Here is a 14,694-nt window from a genome sequence, read left to right as displayed (position 1 = left end):
TTTGTTTGAGAGTTGAGTTTAATGGAATCCCTGACGTTACAACCCATCGCACGCGTAGATGGCACGATTAACCTGCCCGGGTCCAAGAGTGTTTCTAACCGTGCCTTGCTGCTGGCGGCTTTGGCCCGGGGCACTACGGTGCTGACCAACCTGCTGGATAGCGACGATGTACGCCACATGCTGAATGCCCTGAGCGCGCTGGGAGTTCATTATACCCTGTCTTCCGATCGTACTCGCTGTGAAGTCACCGGCAACGGCGGCCCTCTGCAGGCGGCTGAAGCACTAGAACTGTTCCTCGGTAATGCTGGAACGGCGATGCGTCCGCTGGCGGCTGCGTTATGTTTAGGCCGTAACGATATTGTGCTGACCGGCGAACCGCGAATGAAAGAGCGGCCGATTGGCCACCTGGTTGACGCGCTGCGTCAGGGCGGAGCGCAGATTGATTACCTGGAGCAGGAAAACTACCCGCCGCTGCGCCTGCGCGGCGGTTTCAGCGGCGGCCAGGTTGAAGTGGACGGCAGCGTTTCCAGCCAGTTTCTGACCGCGCTGCTGATGGCGGCTCCGCTGGCGCCGCAGGATACCGCGATCGTGATTAAAGGCGATCTGGTTTCCAAACCTTATATCGATATCACGCTGCACCTGATGAAAACCTTTGGAGTTGAGGTTGAAAACCAGTCTTATCAGCGCTTTATCGTGCGCGGCAATCAACACTACCTCGCGCCGGGCGACTATCTGGTGGAAGGCGATGCCTCCTCGGCATCCTACTTCCTCGCCGCTGGCGCGATCAAAGGCGGTACGGTGAAGGTCACCGGTATTGGCCGCAACAGCGTACAGGGTGATATCCGTTTTGCCGATGTGCTGGAAAAAATGGGCGCAACCGTTACCTGGGGCGATGACTTTATTGCCTGCACCCATGGTGAACTGAACGCCATCGATATGGATATGAATCATATTCCGGACGCGGCGATGACGATCGCCACGGCAGCCCTGTTTGCGAAAGGCACCACGACTCTGCGCAACATCTATAACTGGCGGGTCAAAGAGACCGACCGTCTGTTTGCTATGGCCACGGAGCTGCGTAAAGTGGGAGCAGAGGTTGAAGAGGGGGAGGATTACATCCGCATTACTCCACCTGCGAAGCTTCAGTTTGCTGAGATCGGCACCTGGAACGACCACCGTATGGCAATGTGCTTCTCGCTGGTGGCACTTTCCGATACGCCGGTCACCATCCTTGACCCGAAATGTACGGCGAAAACGTTCCCGGACTACTTCGAGCAGCTGGCGCGAATTAGTACGCCGGCCTGAATGACGTGAGTTTAAGGTAAAAACGCCGACCATCGTGTCGGCGTTTTTTTATGTCTGCTTGTCGGGCGGGAAACTAAATGCTAGCCTTGACTGCTTGTAAATGCAGGATTTATAAGCATTTAATATGAAAATCAATGGATGATTGATATGAGAAATACAAAAGTAATGCTGGCTTTAGTGGTTTCCGCCACGTTGTTGGCAGGTTGTAAAAATATGCAGGGGATGGACACCAACGCCCTCGTAAGTTCAGGGATGACGGCCTACAAAGCGGCAACGCTTTCTGACGCTGAAGTCAAAGCGCTTTCCGACGATGCTTGTAAGCAAATGGATAGCGAAAATAAACAGGCCGGCGCTTCAAGTAAGTACACCAAACGTCTGAATAAAATTGCCAAAGCGCTTGGAAATAACATCAACGGTACCCCGGTAAACTATAAGGTTTATATGACGTCAGATGTCAATGCCTGGGCAATGGCCAACGGCTGCGTGCGCGTCTATAGCGGCCTGATGGACATGATGACCGATAATGAAGTTGAAGCTGTACTGGGCCATGAACTGGGTCACGTCGCGCTGGGCCACTCGCGTAAAGCGATGCAAACCGCGTATGCAACCGTCGCCGCGCGTGATGCCATTTCGGCAACCGGCGGAGCGGCTGCAAGTCTGTCAAAATCCCAGTTGGGCGACATTGGCGAGGGGATGATCAACTCAGCCTTCTCTCGTTCGCAGGAGTCGGACGCCGATGATTTCTCTTACGATTTGCTGAAGAAGCGCAAAATCAGCACCCAAGGCTTGGTGGGAAGCTTCGAAAAACTGGCCAGTCTTGACGCCGGGCGTAGCAAATCTCTGTTCGATTCACACCCACCTTCAACAGAACGCGCGCAGCATATTCGCGACCGTATCGCCGCAGATAAACAGTAAAACGACATCATCTTCCGGGCTGTTGCTCTGACAGCCCGCTATAATTGCACAATTCTTCCGCAGGAGATTTCCTGTTATCCGTAATTTACAAGCAATGCTCACTTTCTGTCGTAGAGATGCGTATAATGCGCGGCGTTTATATATTGATGCGCCCTGCTGAAGGAGAAAAAGATGACGGCAACAGTTCCGGTAATCACCATTGATGGGCCTGGCGGTGCGGGCAAAGGCACCTTATGCAAGGCAATGGCAGAAACGCTGGGCTGGCATCTGCTCGATTCTGGGGCGATTTATCGCGTGCTTGCTCTCGCGGCCCTACATCATCATGTGGATGTTGAATCCGAAGAGGCGCTGGTGCCGCTGGCTGCGCACCTGGATGTGCGTTTTGTCTCTACTGACGGTAGCCTGGAAGTGGTTCTGGAGGGGGAGGATGTTAGCGCTGAAATTCGCACTCAGGATGTTGCCAACACGGCATCTAAAGTGGCTGCTTTTCCTCGCGTGCGTGAAGCATTGCTCCGCCGCCAGCGAGCCTTTCGCGAATTGCCGGGCCTGATCGCCGACGGACGCGATATGGGCACCGTCGTATTCCCTGATGCGCCGGTGAAAATTTTCCTTGACGCTTCCGCGGAAGAGCGTGCTCATCGCCGCATGCTCCAGTTGCAGGAAAAGGGCTTTAGTGTTAACTTTGATCGCCTTTTATCCGAGATAAAAGAGCGCGACGATCGCGATCGCAATCGTACAGTCGCGCCGCTGATCCCGGCTGCCGATGCCTTAGTTCTTGATTCAACAGAACTAAAGATTGAGCAAGTGATTGAAAAAGCGTTACAATATGCGCGCGAAAAACTGGCTTCCGCTTAATCGTCTTATCGAAAAAGCACAAGAGCCTCCGAATTTTAGCAGTACCCCCGCAGCAATGGAGTGTTAGCGGGTATGTTAAACAACCCCATCCGGCATGGAGCCAGGTGGACGTTAAATATGAAACCTGAAGATTAAACATGACTGAATCTTTTGCTCAACTATTTGAAGAATCCTTAAAAACAATCGAAACCCGTCCGGGTTCCATCGTTCGTGGTGTTGTTGTTGCTATCGACAAAGACGTAGTACTGGTTGACGCCGGTCTGAAATCTGAGTCTGCCATTCCGGCAGAGCAGTTCAAAAACGCCCAGGGCGAGCTGGAAATCCAGGTTGGTGACGAAGTTGACGTTGCTCTGGATGCAGTAGAAGACGGCTTCGGTGAAACCCTGCTGTCCCGTGAGAAAGCTAAACGTCACGAAGCTTGGATCACGCTGGAAAAAGCTTACGAAGACGCTGAAACTGTAGTCGGTATTATCAACGGCAAAGTTAAAGGTGGCTTCACTGTTGAGCTGAATGGTATTCGTGCGTTCCTGCCGGGCTCCCTGGTAGACGTTCGTCCGGTGCGCGACACGCTGCACCTGGAAGGCAAAGAGCTTGAATTCAAAGTCATCAAGCTGGACCAGAAACGTAACAACGTTGTTGTTTCTCGTCGTGCCGTTATCGAATCCGAAAACAGCGCAGAGCGCGATCAGCTGCTGGAAAACCTGCAGGAAGGCATGGAAGTTAAAGGTATCGTTAAGAACCTCACTGACTACGGTGCATTCGTTGATCTGGGCGGCGTTGACGGCCTGCTGCACATTACCGATATGGCATGGAAACGCGTTAAGCATCCGAGCGAAATCGTAAACGTTGGCGACGAAATCACTGTTAAAGTGCTGAAGTTCGACCGCGAACGTACTCGTGTATCTCTGGGCCTGAAACAGCTGGGCGAAGATCCGTGGGTAGCTATCGCTAAACGTTATCCGGAAGGTACCAAACTGACCGGTCGCGTGACCAACCTGACCGACTACGGCTGCTTCGTTGAAATCGAAGAAGGCGTTGAAGGCCTGGTTCACGTTTCCGAAATGGACTGGACCAACAAAAACATCCACCCGTCCAAAGTTGTTAACGTTGGCGATGTAGTGGAAGTTATGGTTCTGGATATCGACGAAGAACGTCGTCGTATCTCCCTGGGCCTGAAGCAGTGCAAAAACAACCCATGGCAGCAGTTCGCGGAAACCCACAACAAGGGTGACCGTGTTGAAGGTAAAATCAAGTCTATCACTGACTTCGGTATCTTCATCGGCCTGGACGGCGGCATCGACGGCCTGGTTCACCTGTCTGACATCTCCTGGAACGTTGCAGGCGAAGAAGCAGTTCGTGAATACAAAAAAGGCGACGAAATCGCAGCAGTTGTTCTGCAGGTTGACGCAGAGCGTGAGCGTATCTCTCTGGGCGTTAAACAGCTCGCAGAAGATCCGTTCAACAACTGGGTTGCACTGAACAAGAAAGGCGCAATCGTAAACGGTAAAGTGACTGCAGTTGACGCTAAAGGCGCAACCGTAGAGCTGGCTGACGGCGTTGAAGGTTACCTGCGCGCTTCTGAAGCTTCCCGTGACCGCGTTGAAGATGCAACTCTGGTTCTGAGCGTTGGCGACGACGTTGAAGCTAAATTCACCGGCGTTGATCGTAAAAACCGCGCAATCAGCCTGTCTGTTCGTGCGAAAGACGAAGCTGACGAGAAAGATGCAATCGCAACTGTTAACAAACAGGAAGATGCAAACTTCTCTAACAACGCAATGGCTGAAGCTTTCAAAGCAGCTAAAGGCGAGTAATCTTAGTCTTTCGGGTTACAACAACCTGAATTACGACGAGTTTACTTGACAGATTGCGGGATTCGTCCTGTAATCAAGCACAAAGGGCGGCTACGGCCGCCCTTGTTTAAGCTGTTAGCTAATTTTGCCTTGAAGGAAACCGGAGGAATAATGACCAAGTCAGAATTGATAGAAAGACTTGCCAGCCAGCAATCTCACATTCCTGCGAAAGCAGTGGAAGATGCTGTTAAAGAAATGCTGGAGCATATGGCCTCAACGCTTGCTCAAGGCGAGCGCATTGAAATCCGCGGTTTCGGCAGCTTCTCTCTGCATTATCGAGCACCCCGCACCGGGCGTAACCCAAAAACTGGCGATAAAGTTGAACTGGAAGGTAAATACGTTCCGCACTTTAAGCCGGGCAAAGAATTACGCGACCGCGCCAATATTTACGAAGAGTAAGTTTCGCCGATCGGCGACAACATACTTAAACGTTAAAAAAGCACCCTCGGGTGCTTTTTTTATGACTTTTAATCTCTCTTTGAAGCTACCTCGCAAAACGCAGGTTCTGTTGCACCAGAAAAGTAAATTCTCTGGATAGCGCGATGCAGTTTCTCTCCGTCCTCAGAGACAGCCTGCCTGTTTAGCGTAACACTCCCTCTGACAGGGAGGTGCTCATGCGTTTACCACAACTTGCGGGCTGCGTGATTATCGGTATCCTGCCGCTACTCTGGTTGCCCGTTCTGCCCGGGCGGTGGGTTACCTGGGGGTTAATGGTCCTGGCGCTACTCATTGCGCAATGTCGGCGCAGACCTGCGCAATACGCGGCATTGATAACGCTGTTTTTTGTCTGGGGAGTGCTCAGCGCTCGCCAGACGCTATGGCCGACAGAGAGGTTAACGGACAGGAATCAGCGGGTTGAAGTTGAGCTGACCGCAACGGACGGGCAGACAACGCATCAGGGCAAAATTATTCGTCTGGATGGGCGTCGGCTGTTTCCTGCTCCGGGGATTAGCCTCTACGGCAACTATCTGCCAGAAACGCCCTGCGCAGGCCAGGTTTGGGCCATGACGCTGCGGGCGCGTCCAGTCCACGGTCAGCTCAACGATGGCGGTTTCGATAGCCAACGCTATGCATTAGCGCAGCATCGTCCGTTAACCGGGCGCTTTATCACGGCTGAAATCCGGGAGCGAAACTGCAGTTTGCGAGCGCGTTATCTGGCTTCGCTGAATCACACGCTGGCCGCGTTGCCGTGGCAATCGGTGATGCTAGGGTTAGGCATGGGGGAGCGTCTGGCGATACCTCGCGAGATAAAATCCCTGATGCAGGAAACCGGCATATCGCACCTGATGGCGATTTCTGGCTTACATATCGCGCTGGGGGCTTCTCTGGGCTGGTTGCTGCTCAGGGGCGCGCAATTCTTTCTCCCGTGCCGCTGGCTTGGCTGGCGGGCGCCGCTGCTTATGGGCCTGGCGAGCGCGATATTTTACGCTGGGCTAACCGGCATGCAGCCGCCGGCGCTGCGCACCTGCGTCGCGCTGGCGGCGGGGGGCGCGCTGAGGCTATCCGGAAAACGCTGGTCGCCATGGCAGCTATGGGTCTGCTGCATTGGCGCAATACTGTTTGCCGATCCGCTGGCAATGTTATCCGAAAGCCTGTGGCTATCAGCGTTCGCCGTAGCGGCGCTTATTTTCTGGTATCAACTGGCGCCGATGCCGGCCGGCAAAAAGAACTGGCTACTGCGTCAAAGCCTTGCGTTATGCCACCTGCAGATCGGATTGATGTTCCTGCTCGCTCCTCTACAGATCGCTCTGTTTCACGGTATAAGCTTAACGTCCGTGGTCGCCAACTTTATCGCCGTGCCTCTGGTGACCTTTGTCGTCGTCCCGTTGATCCTGGCAGCCATGTTTTTACACCTCTGCGCGCCGTCTATCATTGAGATGGCGGTCTGGCAATCAGCGGACAGGATCCTGGCTATCTTATTCTGGTTATTACGCCAGCTGCCGTCCGGCTGGCTGGGGCTTGACGCTCGCTGGCTTGGGATAAGCATAGTGCCGTGGCTGGCGCTGATCGTCTGGCGCTTTCACGCCTGGCGGACGGCGCCCGCATTTTGCTTGACCTGCCTCGTGCTGCTGAGCAGGCCGTTCTGGCGAAGCGCCTCAGTTGACGAATGGCGAGCCACTATGCTGGACGTAGGGCAGGGGCTGGCGGTGGTCATTGAACGTCAGGGCGCGGCGTTTCTCTATGACACCGGGCTTGCCTGGCCTGATGGCGACAGCGGCCAGCAGATTATTATCCCGTGGCTACGCTGGCACCATTTGCAGCTGGAGGGGATCGTTCTCAGCCACGAGCATCTCGATCACCGCGGTGGGCTCAACTCAGTGTTAAAAGCATGGCCGCAGACAGCGGTGCGCAGCCCGCTGGGCTGGGCTGGTCATTTAGCGTGCCGACGCGGAGAAACCTGGCAGTGGCGAGGCTTAACCTTTCGCGCGCTTTGGCCGCTGCCTGGGGCGACAAAAGCGGGAAATAATCGCTCTTGCGTGGTGCGAATTGACGATGGGCAGTACAGTATTCTGCTGACCGGGGATATTGAAACGCCGGCGGAGCTGGCGATGATTAGCCACTACTGGCAGCATCTTGCGTCTACACTTATCCAGGTTCCGCACCACGGCAGTAATACCTCGTCAGGGATAGCCCTGCTGCGGAGCGTTGGCGGCAAGGCGGCGCTTGCTTCCGCTTCTCGCTATAACGCCTGGCGTATGCCATCAGCGAAAGTGATTCAGCGCTACCGGAATCAGCGTTATCAATGGTTCGATACGCCGCATCAGGGGCAAATTACGGTCGTTTTTTCCCCGGACGGCTGGCAAATCCATGGCTTACGGGATCAAGTTTTACCTCGTTGGTATCATCAGTGGTTTGGCGGGAAGGCGTAGAACGGGTAGAATATGCGGCTATTTCAACACAAGCTGGTTTATTGAATGCAGAACGATAAAGATCTCTCCACGTGGCAGACCTTCCGCCGACTCTGGCCGATTATAGCGCCGTTTAAACCCGGGCTAATCGTTGCAGCGGTAGCGTTAGTGCTTAACGCGGCTAGTGATACCTTCATGCTATCGCTTCTTAAACCGTTATTGGATGATGGTTTTGGTAAAACGGATCGCTCCGTGCTGATATGGATGCCGCTGGTGGTGATCGGGTTAATGATTCTGCGCGGCATTACCAGCTACGTTTCAAGCTACTGTATCTCCTGGGTGTCCGGCAAAGTCGTGATGACGATGCGCCGTCGTTTATTCAGCCATATGATGGGGATGCCGGTTGCCTTCTTTGACAAACAGTCCACCGGGACGCTGTTATCGCGTATTACCTATGATTCTGAGCAGGTCGCGTCCTCTTCCTCCAGCGCGCTGATTACCGTTGTGCGTGAAGGCGCATCGATTATTGGCCTGTTCGTTATGATGTTCTACTACAGCTGGCAACTGTCAGTGATTCTGATCGTGCTGGCGCCGATCGTGTCTATTGCTATTCGCGTGGTCTCGAAGCGTTTTCGTAATATCAGCAAGAATATGCAGAACACCATGGGACAGGTGACGACCAGCGCAGAGCAGATGCTGAAAGGGCACAAAGAAGTGCTGATGTTTGGCGGCCAGGCCGTCGAAACCAAACGTTTTGATAAAGTCAGCAATAAGATGCGTCTGCAGGGGATGAAAATGGTCTCCGCGTCGTCAATTTCTGATCCGATTATCCAGCTGATCGCCTCTCTGGCTCTGGCTTTCGTGCTCTATGCTGCCAGCTTCCCGAGCGTGATGGAGACGCTGACGGCCGGGACCATCACCGTTGTTTTCTCCTCGATGATCGCGCTGATGCGCCCGCTGAAATCGCTGACTAACGTCAACGCGCAGTTCCAGCGCGGGATGGCCGCCTGTCAGACCCTTTTCGCCATTCTTGATTCCGAGCAGGAGAAGGATGAAGGCACGCGGGTTATCGAACGCGCGAAGGGCAACCTCGAATTTAAAAACGTCACCTTCAGATACCCAGGACGCGAAGTCGCCGCCCTGCGCAATATCGACCTGAATATTCCGGAAGGGAAAACCGTGGCGCTGGTCGGGCGCTCGGGCTCGGGTAAGTCGACCATCGCCAGCCTTATTACGCGTTTCTACGATGTTGATGATGGACAGATCTTGCTGGACGGCCACGACCTGCGTGAATACACCCTGAGCTCCCTGCGCGATCAGGTTGCGCTGGTGTCGCAAAACGTCCATCTCTTTAACGATACCGTAGCGAACAACATCGCCTATGCGCGTACCGAAGAGTACAGCCGCGAGCAGATTGAAGAGGCGGCGCGTATGGCTTATGCCATGGACTTTATCAACAAAATGGACAATGGCCTGGATACGATTATCGGTGAAAACGGCGTGATGCTTTCCGGCGGCCAGCGTCAGCGTATCGCAATCGCTCGCGCCCTGCTGCGTAACAGCCCGATCCTGATCCTCGACGAAGCCACATCGGCGCTGGATACCGAATCCGAACGCGCGATTCAGGCCGCGCTGGACGAACTGCAGAAAAACCGCACTTCGCTGGTTATTGCCCACCGTCTGTCGACGATTGAGCAGGCTGATGAGATCGTGGTGGTGGAAGATGGTCAGATCGTTGAGCGCGGCAGCCATACCGATCTGCTTGAGCACAAGGGCGTCTACGCTCAGCTGCATAAGATGCAGTTCGGCGCATGATTGCTCGTATCTGGTCCGGTGAGTCGCCCTTATGGCGGCTGCTGCTTCCGCTCTCCTGGCTCTATGGCCTGGTGAGCGGGTTGATACGGCTTAGCTATAAACTGGGCTGGCGAAAAGCCTGGCGAGCGCCGGTGCCGGTCGTGGTGGTGGGTAACCTGACCGCAGGCGGCAATGGTAAAACGCCGGTTGTCGTCTGGCTGGTGGAACAGCTCCAGCAGCGCGGTATTCGCGTTGGTGTCGTTTCACGCGGCTACGGCGGTAAAGCAGCGAGCTATCCGCTGCTGCTTAATCCGGATACCCGCACCGGGGAAGCGGGGGATGAGCCGGTACTGATTTACCAACGTACCGGCGCGCCGGTTGCCGTCTCGCCGGTACGCAGCGATGCGGTACAGGCCCTGCTTGCCGCCAAGGATCTTCAGCTTATCGTCACTGATGATGGCCTGCAGCACTATAAGCTGGCGCGCGACAAAGAAATTGTGGTGATTGACGGCGTGCGCCGTTTTGGCAACGGCTGGTGGCTGCCCGCCGGGCCTATGCGTGAGCGCGCTTCGCGTTTACGCAGCGTGGATGCGGTTATTGTTAACGGGGGCCTCGCCCGCCCGGGAGAAATTCCGATGCAGCTTCGCCCCGGACTGGCGGTGAATCTGCTGACCGGTGAACGCCGGGATGTCGCGGCGTTTGACAATGTGGTGGCGATGGCCGGAATCGGCCACCCTCCGCGTTTCTTCGCCACTCTTGAAAGCTGCGGCGTACAGCCAGTCAAAACCGTTGCCCTGGCCGATCATCAGGCATTGACGCAGAGCGCTGTCGCCGCCCTGGCGACAGCGCGGCAAACTCTGCTGATGACCGAAAAAGACGCGGTGAAGTGCCGCGAGTTTGCGCAGGCAAACTGGTGGTATCTCCCGGTCGACGCGATAATGACTGATGAACGCGCGCAGCGGTTGCTCACTGACTTAATTACGCTGGCGCAACGCTGATTTTGTCCGTCACCGCTTGCGCCTGAACCCTTAACGGAGTAGCTGCATGCCGGTATTGTCCCTCTCGCTTAAAGATGCCCGCCATCTCCACCTCGCCGCGCAGGGGCTGCTGAAAAAGCCCCGTCGTCGCGCCAGGCCCGAGGACATTCTACAGACCATCAGGCAGATGTCCCTGCTGCAAATCGATACCATCAACGTGGTTGCCCGCAGTCCTTACCTGGTGCTTTTTAGCCGCCTTGGCCGCTATCCTCAGGGCTGGCTGGACGAGGCGCTCCGCGCCGGCGAGCTGATGGAGTACTGGGCGCACGAAGCCTGTTTTTTACCGCGCAGCGACTTTTCGCTGGTGCGTCACCGCATGTTGGCGCCGGATAAAATGGGCTGGAAATATCACAAAGCGTGGATGACCGAGCACGCCGCAGGCATTCAGGAGCTGCTGGCCCATATTGCTGAAAATGGCCCGGTGCGCTCGGCCGACTTCGAGCATCCGCGCAAAGGCGCCAGCGGCTGGTGGGAGTGGAAACCGCATAAACGCCATCTTGAAGGTTTATTTACCGCCGGTGAAGTGATGGTTATCGAGCGGCGTAATTTTCAGCGCGTTTACGACCTGACCCATCGGGTGATGCCGAACTGGGACGATGCGCGAGATGGGCTCTCTCAGGAGCAGGCTGAAGCCATTATGTTACGCAATAGCGCTCGTAGCCTGGGGATTTTTCGCGCGCAGTGGCTGGCGGATTATTATCGTCTGCGTCAGCCCCCGCTGCCGCTGCTGCTGGCGAGTTGGCAGGATGAGGGGCTGGTGGTGCCGGTTAACGTTGAGACGCTGGGCGAAATGTGGCTTCACCGTGATGCCCTGACGCTGCTGGAGTCCTCTCCCGGCGGCAGGCTCGCCGCCAGCCACAGCGCCGTGCTCTCGCCTTTCGATCCGGTCGTATGGGATCGCAAACGAGCGGAACAGCTGTTTAGCTTTACCTACCGCCTGGAGTGCTACACCCCCGCGCCGAAACGGCAGTACGGCTATTTTGTGTTACCGCTGCTGCACCAGGGGAGACTGGTTGGCAGAATGGACAGCAAAATGCACCGTAAAACCGGCGTGCTGGAAATTATCGCCCTGTGGCTGGAAGAGGGGGTAAAGGTGACGTCCGGGCTGGAGAGCGGGCTAAAACGCGCCATTGATGATTTTGCCCTCTGGCAGGGTGCCGCGCGAGTGACCTGCGGACGGCTACCTCCGGCGCTTTTTGCCGGCCTGCAGCAGGGTTGGGAAATTGACGCCGCCTGAGCCCACGTGTGATATGCTGCTGAAGAATCTATTCGGTCCATCTGGAGGAATCATGGATCACCGTTTACTTGAAATTATCGCCTGTCCGGTTTGTAACGGTAAGCTGTATTACAGCCAGGATAAGCAAGAACTGATCTGCAAACTTGATCGCCTGGCTTTTCCGCTGCGTGAAGGCATTCCCGTACTGCTGGAAACCGAAGCGCGCCCGCTTCCTGTAGAAGAGAGCCAGTCATGAGTTTCGTGGTTATCATCCCCGCGCGCTTTGCTTCTACCCGCCTGCCAGGGAAACCGCTCCAGGATATCAACGGCAAGCCGATGATTGTCCACGTTCTGGAACGCGCGCGCGAATCCGGTGCCGAGCGTATCATCGTTGCTACCGACCATCCGGACGTGGCCCATGCGGTGGAAGCCGCCGGTGGCGAAGTCTGCATGACGCGTGAAGATCATCAATCTGGTACCGAACGCCTTGCCGAAGTGGTCGAAAAATGCGCCTTCAGCGATGACACCATCATCGTTAACATTCAGGGCGACGAGCCGATGATCCCGCCAGCCATCGTGCGGCAGGTGGCCGAAAATCTGGCGGCAAGCACGAGCGGTATGGCGACCTTAGCGGTGCCAATCCACGATGCGGAAGAAGCGTTTAATCCGAATGCGGTGAAGGTCGTGATGGATGCTGAGGGCTATGCGCTCTACTTCTCACGCGCCACCATTCCGTGGGATCGCGATCGTTTCGCCAAATCCCGCGAGGCTGTTGGCGATTCGCTGCTGCGCCATATTGGGATTTATGGCTATCGCGCCGGATTTATCCGCCGCTATGTTAGCTGGGCACCGAGCCCGCTGGAGCAAATAGAGATGCTCGAGCAGCTGCGCGTGCTGTGGTACGGCGAGAAAATCCATGTCGCGGTGGCGGAAGTGGTTCCCGGTACGGGTGTCGATACACCGGAAGATCTGGAGCGCGTTCGCGCGGAGCTGCGTTAATCCCTCCGTCCCCTCCGCCAGGAGGGGATATCCCCAGGCCGTTATTCCATACTTTTTTACGTCAATTTTGATCTCACCCGATGACAACCCCGGCGCAGGCGCTCATTATGAAACCGGTAGTATTCATAGGGGTAATCAGAAATGGAACAGTTGCGTACCGAGCTGAGCCACCTGCTGGGTGAAAAACTAAGCCGCGTGGAGTGCGTCAGCGAGAAACCCTCGTCGGCGCTGTGGTCGCTATATGATGCACAGGGAAACCCAATGCCGCTGCTGGCGCGCAGCTTTACGACGCCGGGGGTGGCGCGCCAGCTGGCGTGGAAAATATCGACCCTCGCGCGAAGCGGCACCGTGCGTATGCCGGTTGTCTACGGCGTAATGACGCATGAAGAGCATCCCGGCCCCGATGTTCTGCTGATCGAACGGCTGCGCGGCGTCTCGGTTGAAGCCCCCGCCCGCACGCCGGAGCGCTGGGAGCAGCTGCAGGAGCAGATCGTTGAAGCGCTGCTGGCCTGGCACCGCCAGGACAGCGGCGGCTGCGTCGGGATGGTCGATAGTACTCAGGAAAACCTCTGGCCGTACTGGTATCGCCAGCGCGTGGAGGTGCTATGGAGCACGCTGAATCTTTATCATGATACCGGCCTGACGATGCAGGATAAACGCATTCTGTTCCGCACCCGCGAATGCCTTATGGATTTGTTTAAAGATTTCAATGATAACTGCGTGCTGGTACACGGTCGCTTCACGCTGCGCAGCATGCTTAAAGATCCGCGCAGCGATCAGCTGCTGGCGATGGTCGGGCCGGGTATGATGCTCTGGGCGCCGCGGGAATATGAGCTATTCCGTCTGGCCGATAGCGGTCAGGAGGAGGAGCTGCTGTGGCACTATCTCCGGCGGGCGCCGGTGGCGGAAGCGTTTCTCTGGCGGCGCTGGCTGTATCTGCTGTGGGACGAAGTGGATAATCTGGTGAATACCGGGCGCTTTGACCGCACCCGGTTTGATCTGGCGGCTAAATCAATCCTGCCCTGGATCGCCTGAGGATCCTTTCAGCCATTGCCAGATGCGGCCTAGCGTTTCGTAATCCACCCGATCGCTATGCATGAGCCAAACGGGCGAAGGAATTGCTCGCTCCCATGGGTTGAGCGGTGACTCAATCGCCAACTGGTTGGCCGGCGCGGGCAGGGGGGTTAGCCCGGCGCGGCGAAAGAAAATCATCGCCCGCGGCAGATGCGAGGCGGAGGTAACCAGCAGGAACGGCGCATCGCCTATCGCCTCCTTCACCGCAGCGGCTTCTTCTTCGGTGTCTTTGGGTTTATCCAGAACGATGATTTCGCTGCGCGGTATCCCCAGACTCTCGGCAACTCTGGCCCCGGCTTCCGCCGTGCTGACTGGATTCGTTTTTGCCGCGGCGCCGGTAAAAATGAGTTTCGAGCCCGGGTTTTCATACCACAGGCGGATCCCCTCCGTCAGCCGCGGCAGGCTGTTGTTGATGAGATTTGAGCTGGGGGCCCAGTTCGGATTCCAGGTGTAGCCGCCGCCAAGCACGACGACATACTGCACGCGCTTTTCATCTCTCCACGTCGGGTATTTATCTTCAATCGGCTTTAGCAGGCTATCGGCTACGGGTTGCAGGCTCAACAGCAGTAACAGTAGCCAGCCGAGGCTGACGCAGAGCTTGCCGGTGCGCTGGAAACGGCTAAACCACAGCAGTGCGATCCCGAGCGCAATCAGCAACAGCAGCAGGGGAAGCGGCAGCATCATGCCGCCTAAAACCTTTTTCAGCGTAAAAAGCATGCCGTACGGTTCCTTTTTTAACCATCTAACTAAAGATATACCCGGATCTTACAACAGATCGCTTCATTCTCCGCGCGGGTATG

Annotated in this window: 13 protein-coding genes; 12 read left to right on the top strand and 1 reads right to left on the bottom strand. The window is 56.0% G+C overall.

The window, feature by feature from the left end; all coding sequences use genetic code 11:
* Window positions 1–21: 21 nt before the first annotated feature.
* The 12 genes from aroA to ACE3MN_RS17505 all read left to right on the top strand — a co-directional run bounded on the left by aroA (window position 22) and on the right by ACE3MN_RS17505 (window position 13,855).
* Window positions 22–1,305 (top strand): 3-phosphoshikimate 1-carboxyvinyltransferase, encoded by a 1,284-nt coding sequence (gene aroA, locus ACE3MN_RS17560; RefSeq protein ID WP_024360077.1) that lies wholly within the window; start codon window positions 22–24, stop codon window positions 1,303–1,305.
* 147 nt (window positions 1,306–1,452) lie between these two features.
* Window positions 1,453–2,220 carry a M48 family metallopeptidase gene (locus tag ACE3MN_RS17555; RefSeq protein WP_102650075.1) on the top strand — a complete coding sequence of 256 codons (768 nt, stop codon included), beginning with the start codon at window positions 1,453–1,455 and terminating at the stop codon, window positions 2,218–2,220.
* Window positions 2,221–2,391: 171 nt separating this feature from the next.
* Window positions 2,392–3,075, top strand: a complete 684-nt coding sequence (gene cmk, locus ACE3MN_RS17550) for a (d)CMP kinase (protein ID WP_102650051.1) — start codon at window positions 2,392–2,394, stop codon at window positions 3,073–3,075.
* Between the two features lie 137 nt (window positions 3,076–3,212).
* The gene (gene rpsA, locus ACE3MN_RS17545) at window positions 3,213–4,886 is read left to right on the top strand and encodes a 30S ribosomal protein S1 (protein ID WP_004100702.1); all 1,674 of its coding nucleotides are present in this window, start codon (window positions 3,213–3,215) and stop codon (window positions 4,884–4,886) included.
* Window positions 4,887–5,036: 150 nt separating this feature from the next.
* Window positions 5,037–5,324 (top strand): integration host factor subunit beta, encoded by a 288-nt coding sequence (gene ihfB, locus ACE3MN_RS17540; RefSeq protein ID WP_004100704.1) that lies wholly within the window; start codon window positions 5,037–5,039, stop codon window positions 5,322–5,324.
* 215 nt (window positions 5,325–5,539) lie between these two features.
* On the top strand, window positions 5,540–7,795 hold the full coding sequence (locus ACE3MN_RS17535) for a ComEC family protein (protein ID WP_064342407.1): 2,256 nt from the start codon (window positions 5,540–5,542) through the stop codon (window positions 7,793–7,795).
* 45 nt (window positions 7,796–7,840) lie between these two features.
* Entirely contained in the window at window positions 7,841–9,589 is a 1,749-nt protein-coding gene (gene msbA, locus ACE3MN_RS17530) for a lipid A ABC transporter ATP-binding protein/permease MsbA (RefSeq protein ID WP_024360073.1), read from the top strand.
* Window positions 9,586–10,566, top strand: coding sequence for a tetraacyldisaccharide 4'-kinase (gene lpxK / locus ACE3MN_RS17525; protein ID WP_024360072.1), 981 nt, complete (start codon window positions 9,586–9,588; stop codon window positions 10,564–10,566). The genes msbA and lpxK overlap by 4 nt, the downstream gene beginning before the upstream one ends.
* A gap of 46 nt (window positions 10,567–10,612) precedes the next feature.
* Complete coding sequence (locus ACE3MN_RS17520) at window positions 10,613–11,842, top strand: winged helix-turn-helix domain-containing protein (RefSeq protein ID WP_098067001.1); 1,230 nt, start codon at window positions 10,613–10,615, stop codon at window positions 11,840–11,842.
* Window positions 11,843–11,894: 52 nt separating this feature from the next.
* Window positions 11,895–12,077, top strand: coding sequence for a protein YcaR (gene ycaR, locus ACE3MN_RS17515; RefSeq protein ID WP_004130952.1), 183 nt, complete (start codon window positions 11,895–11,897; stop codon window positions 12,075–12,077).
* A complete protein-coding gene (kdsB, locus tag ACE3MN_RS17510; RefSeq protein WP_004871641.1) occupies window positions 12,074–12,820 on the top strand; it encodes a 3-deoxy-manno-octulosonate cytidylyltransferase in 747 nt (248 codons plus the stop codon). Before ycaR ends, kdsB begins: the two co-directional genes overlap by 4 nt.
* 141 nt (window positions 12,821–12,961) lie before the next feature.
* Window positions 12,962–13,855, top strand: coding sequence for a YcbJ family phosphotransferase (locus ACE3MN_RS17505; RefSeq protein ID WP_102650050.1), 894 nt, complete (start codon window positions 12,962–12,964; stop codon window positions 13,853–13,855).
* Here ACE3MN_RS17505 and elyC read toward each other — a convergent pair.
* Window positions 13,832–14,611 carry an envelope biogenesis factor ElyC gene (gene elyC / locus ACE3MN_RS17500; RefSeq protein WP_375364121.1) on the bottom strand — a complete coding sequence of 260 codons (780 nt, stop codon included), beginning with the start codon at window positions 14,609–14,611 and terminating at the stop codon, window positions 13,832–13,834. The genes ACE3MN_RS17505 and elyC overlap by 24 nt on opposite strands.
* Window positions 14,612–14,694 lie beyond the last annotated feature (83 nt).

The organism is Klebsiella grimontii, from assembly GCF_042137965.1.
GTDB lineage: Bacteria > Pseudomonadota > Gammaproteobacteria > Enterobacterales > Enterobacteriaceae > Klebsiella > Klebsiella grimontii.
Note: the sequence above shows the minus strand (reverse complement) of the source record. Positions and strands in the feature narration are given on the sequence as shown.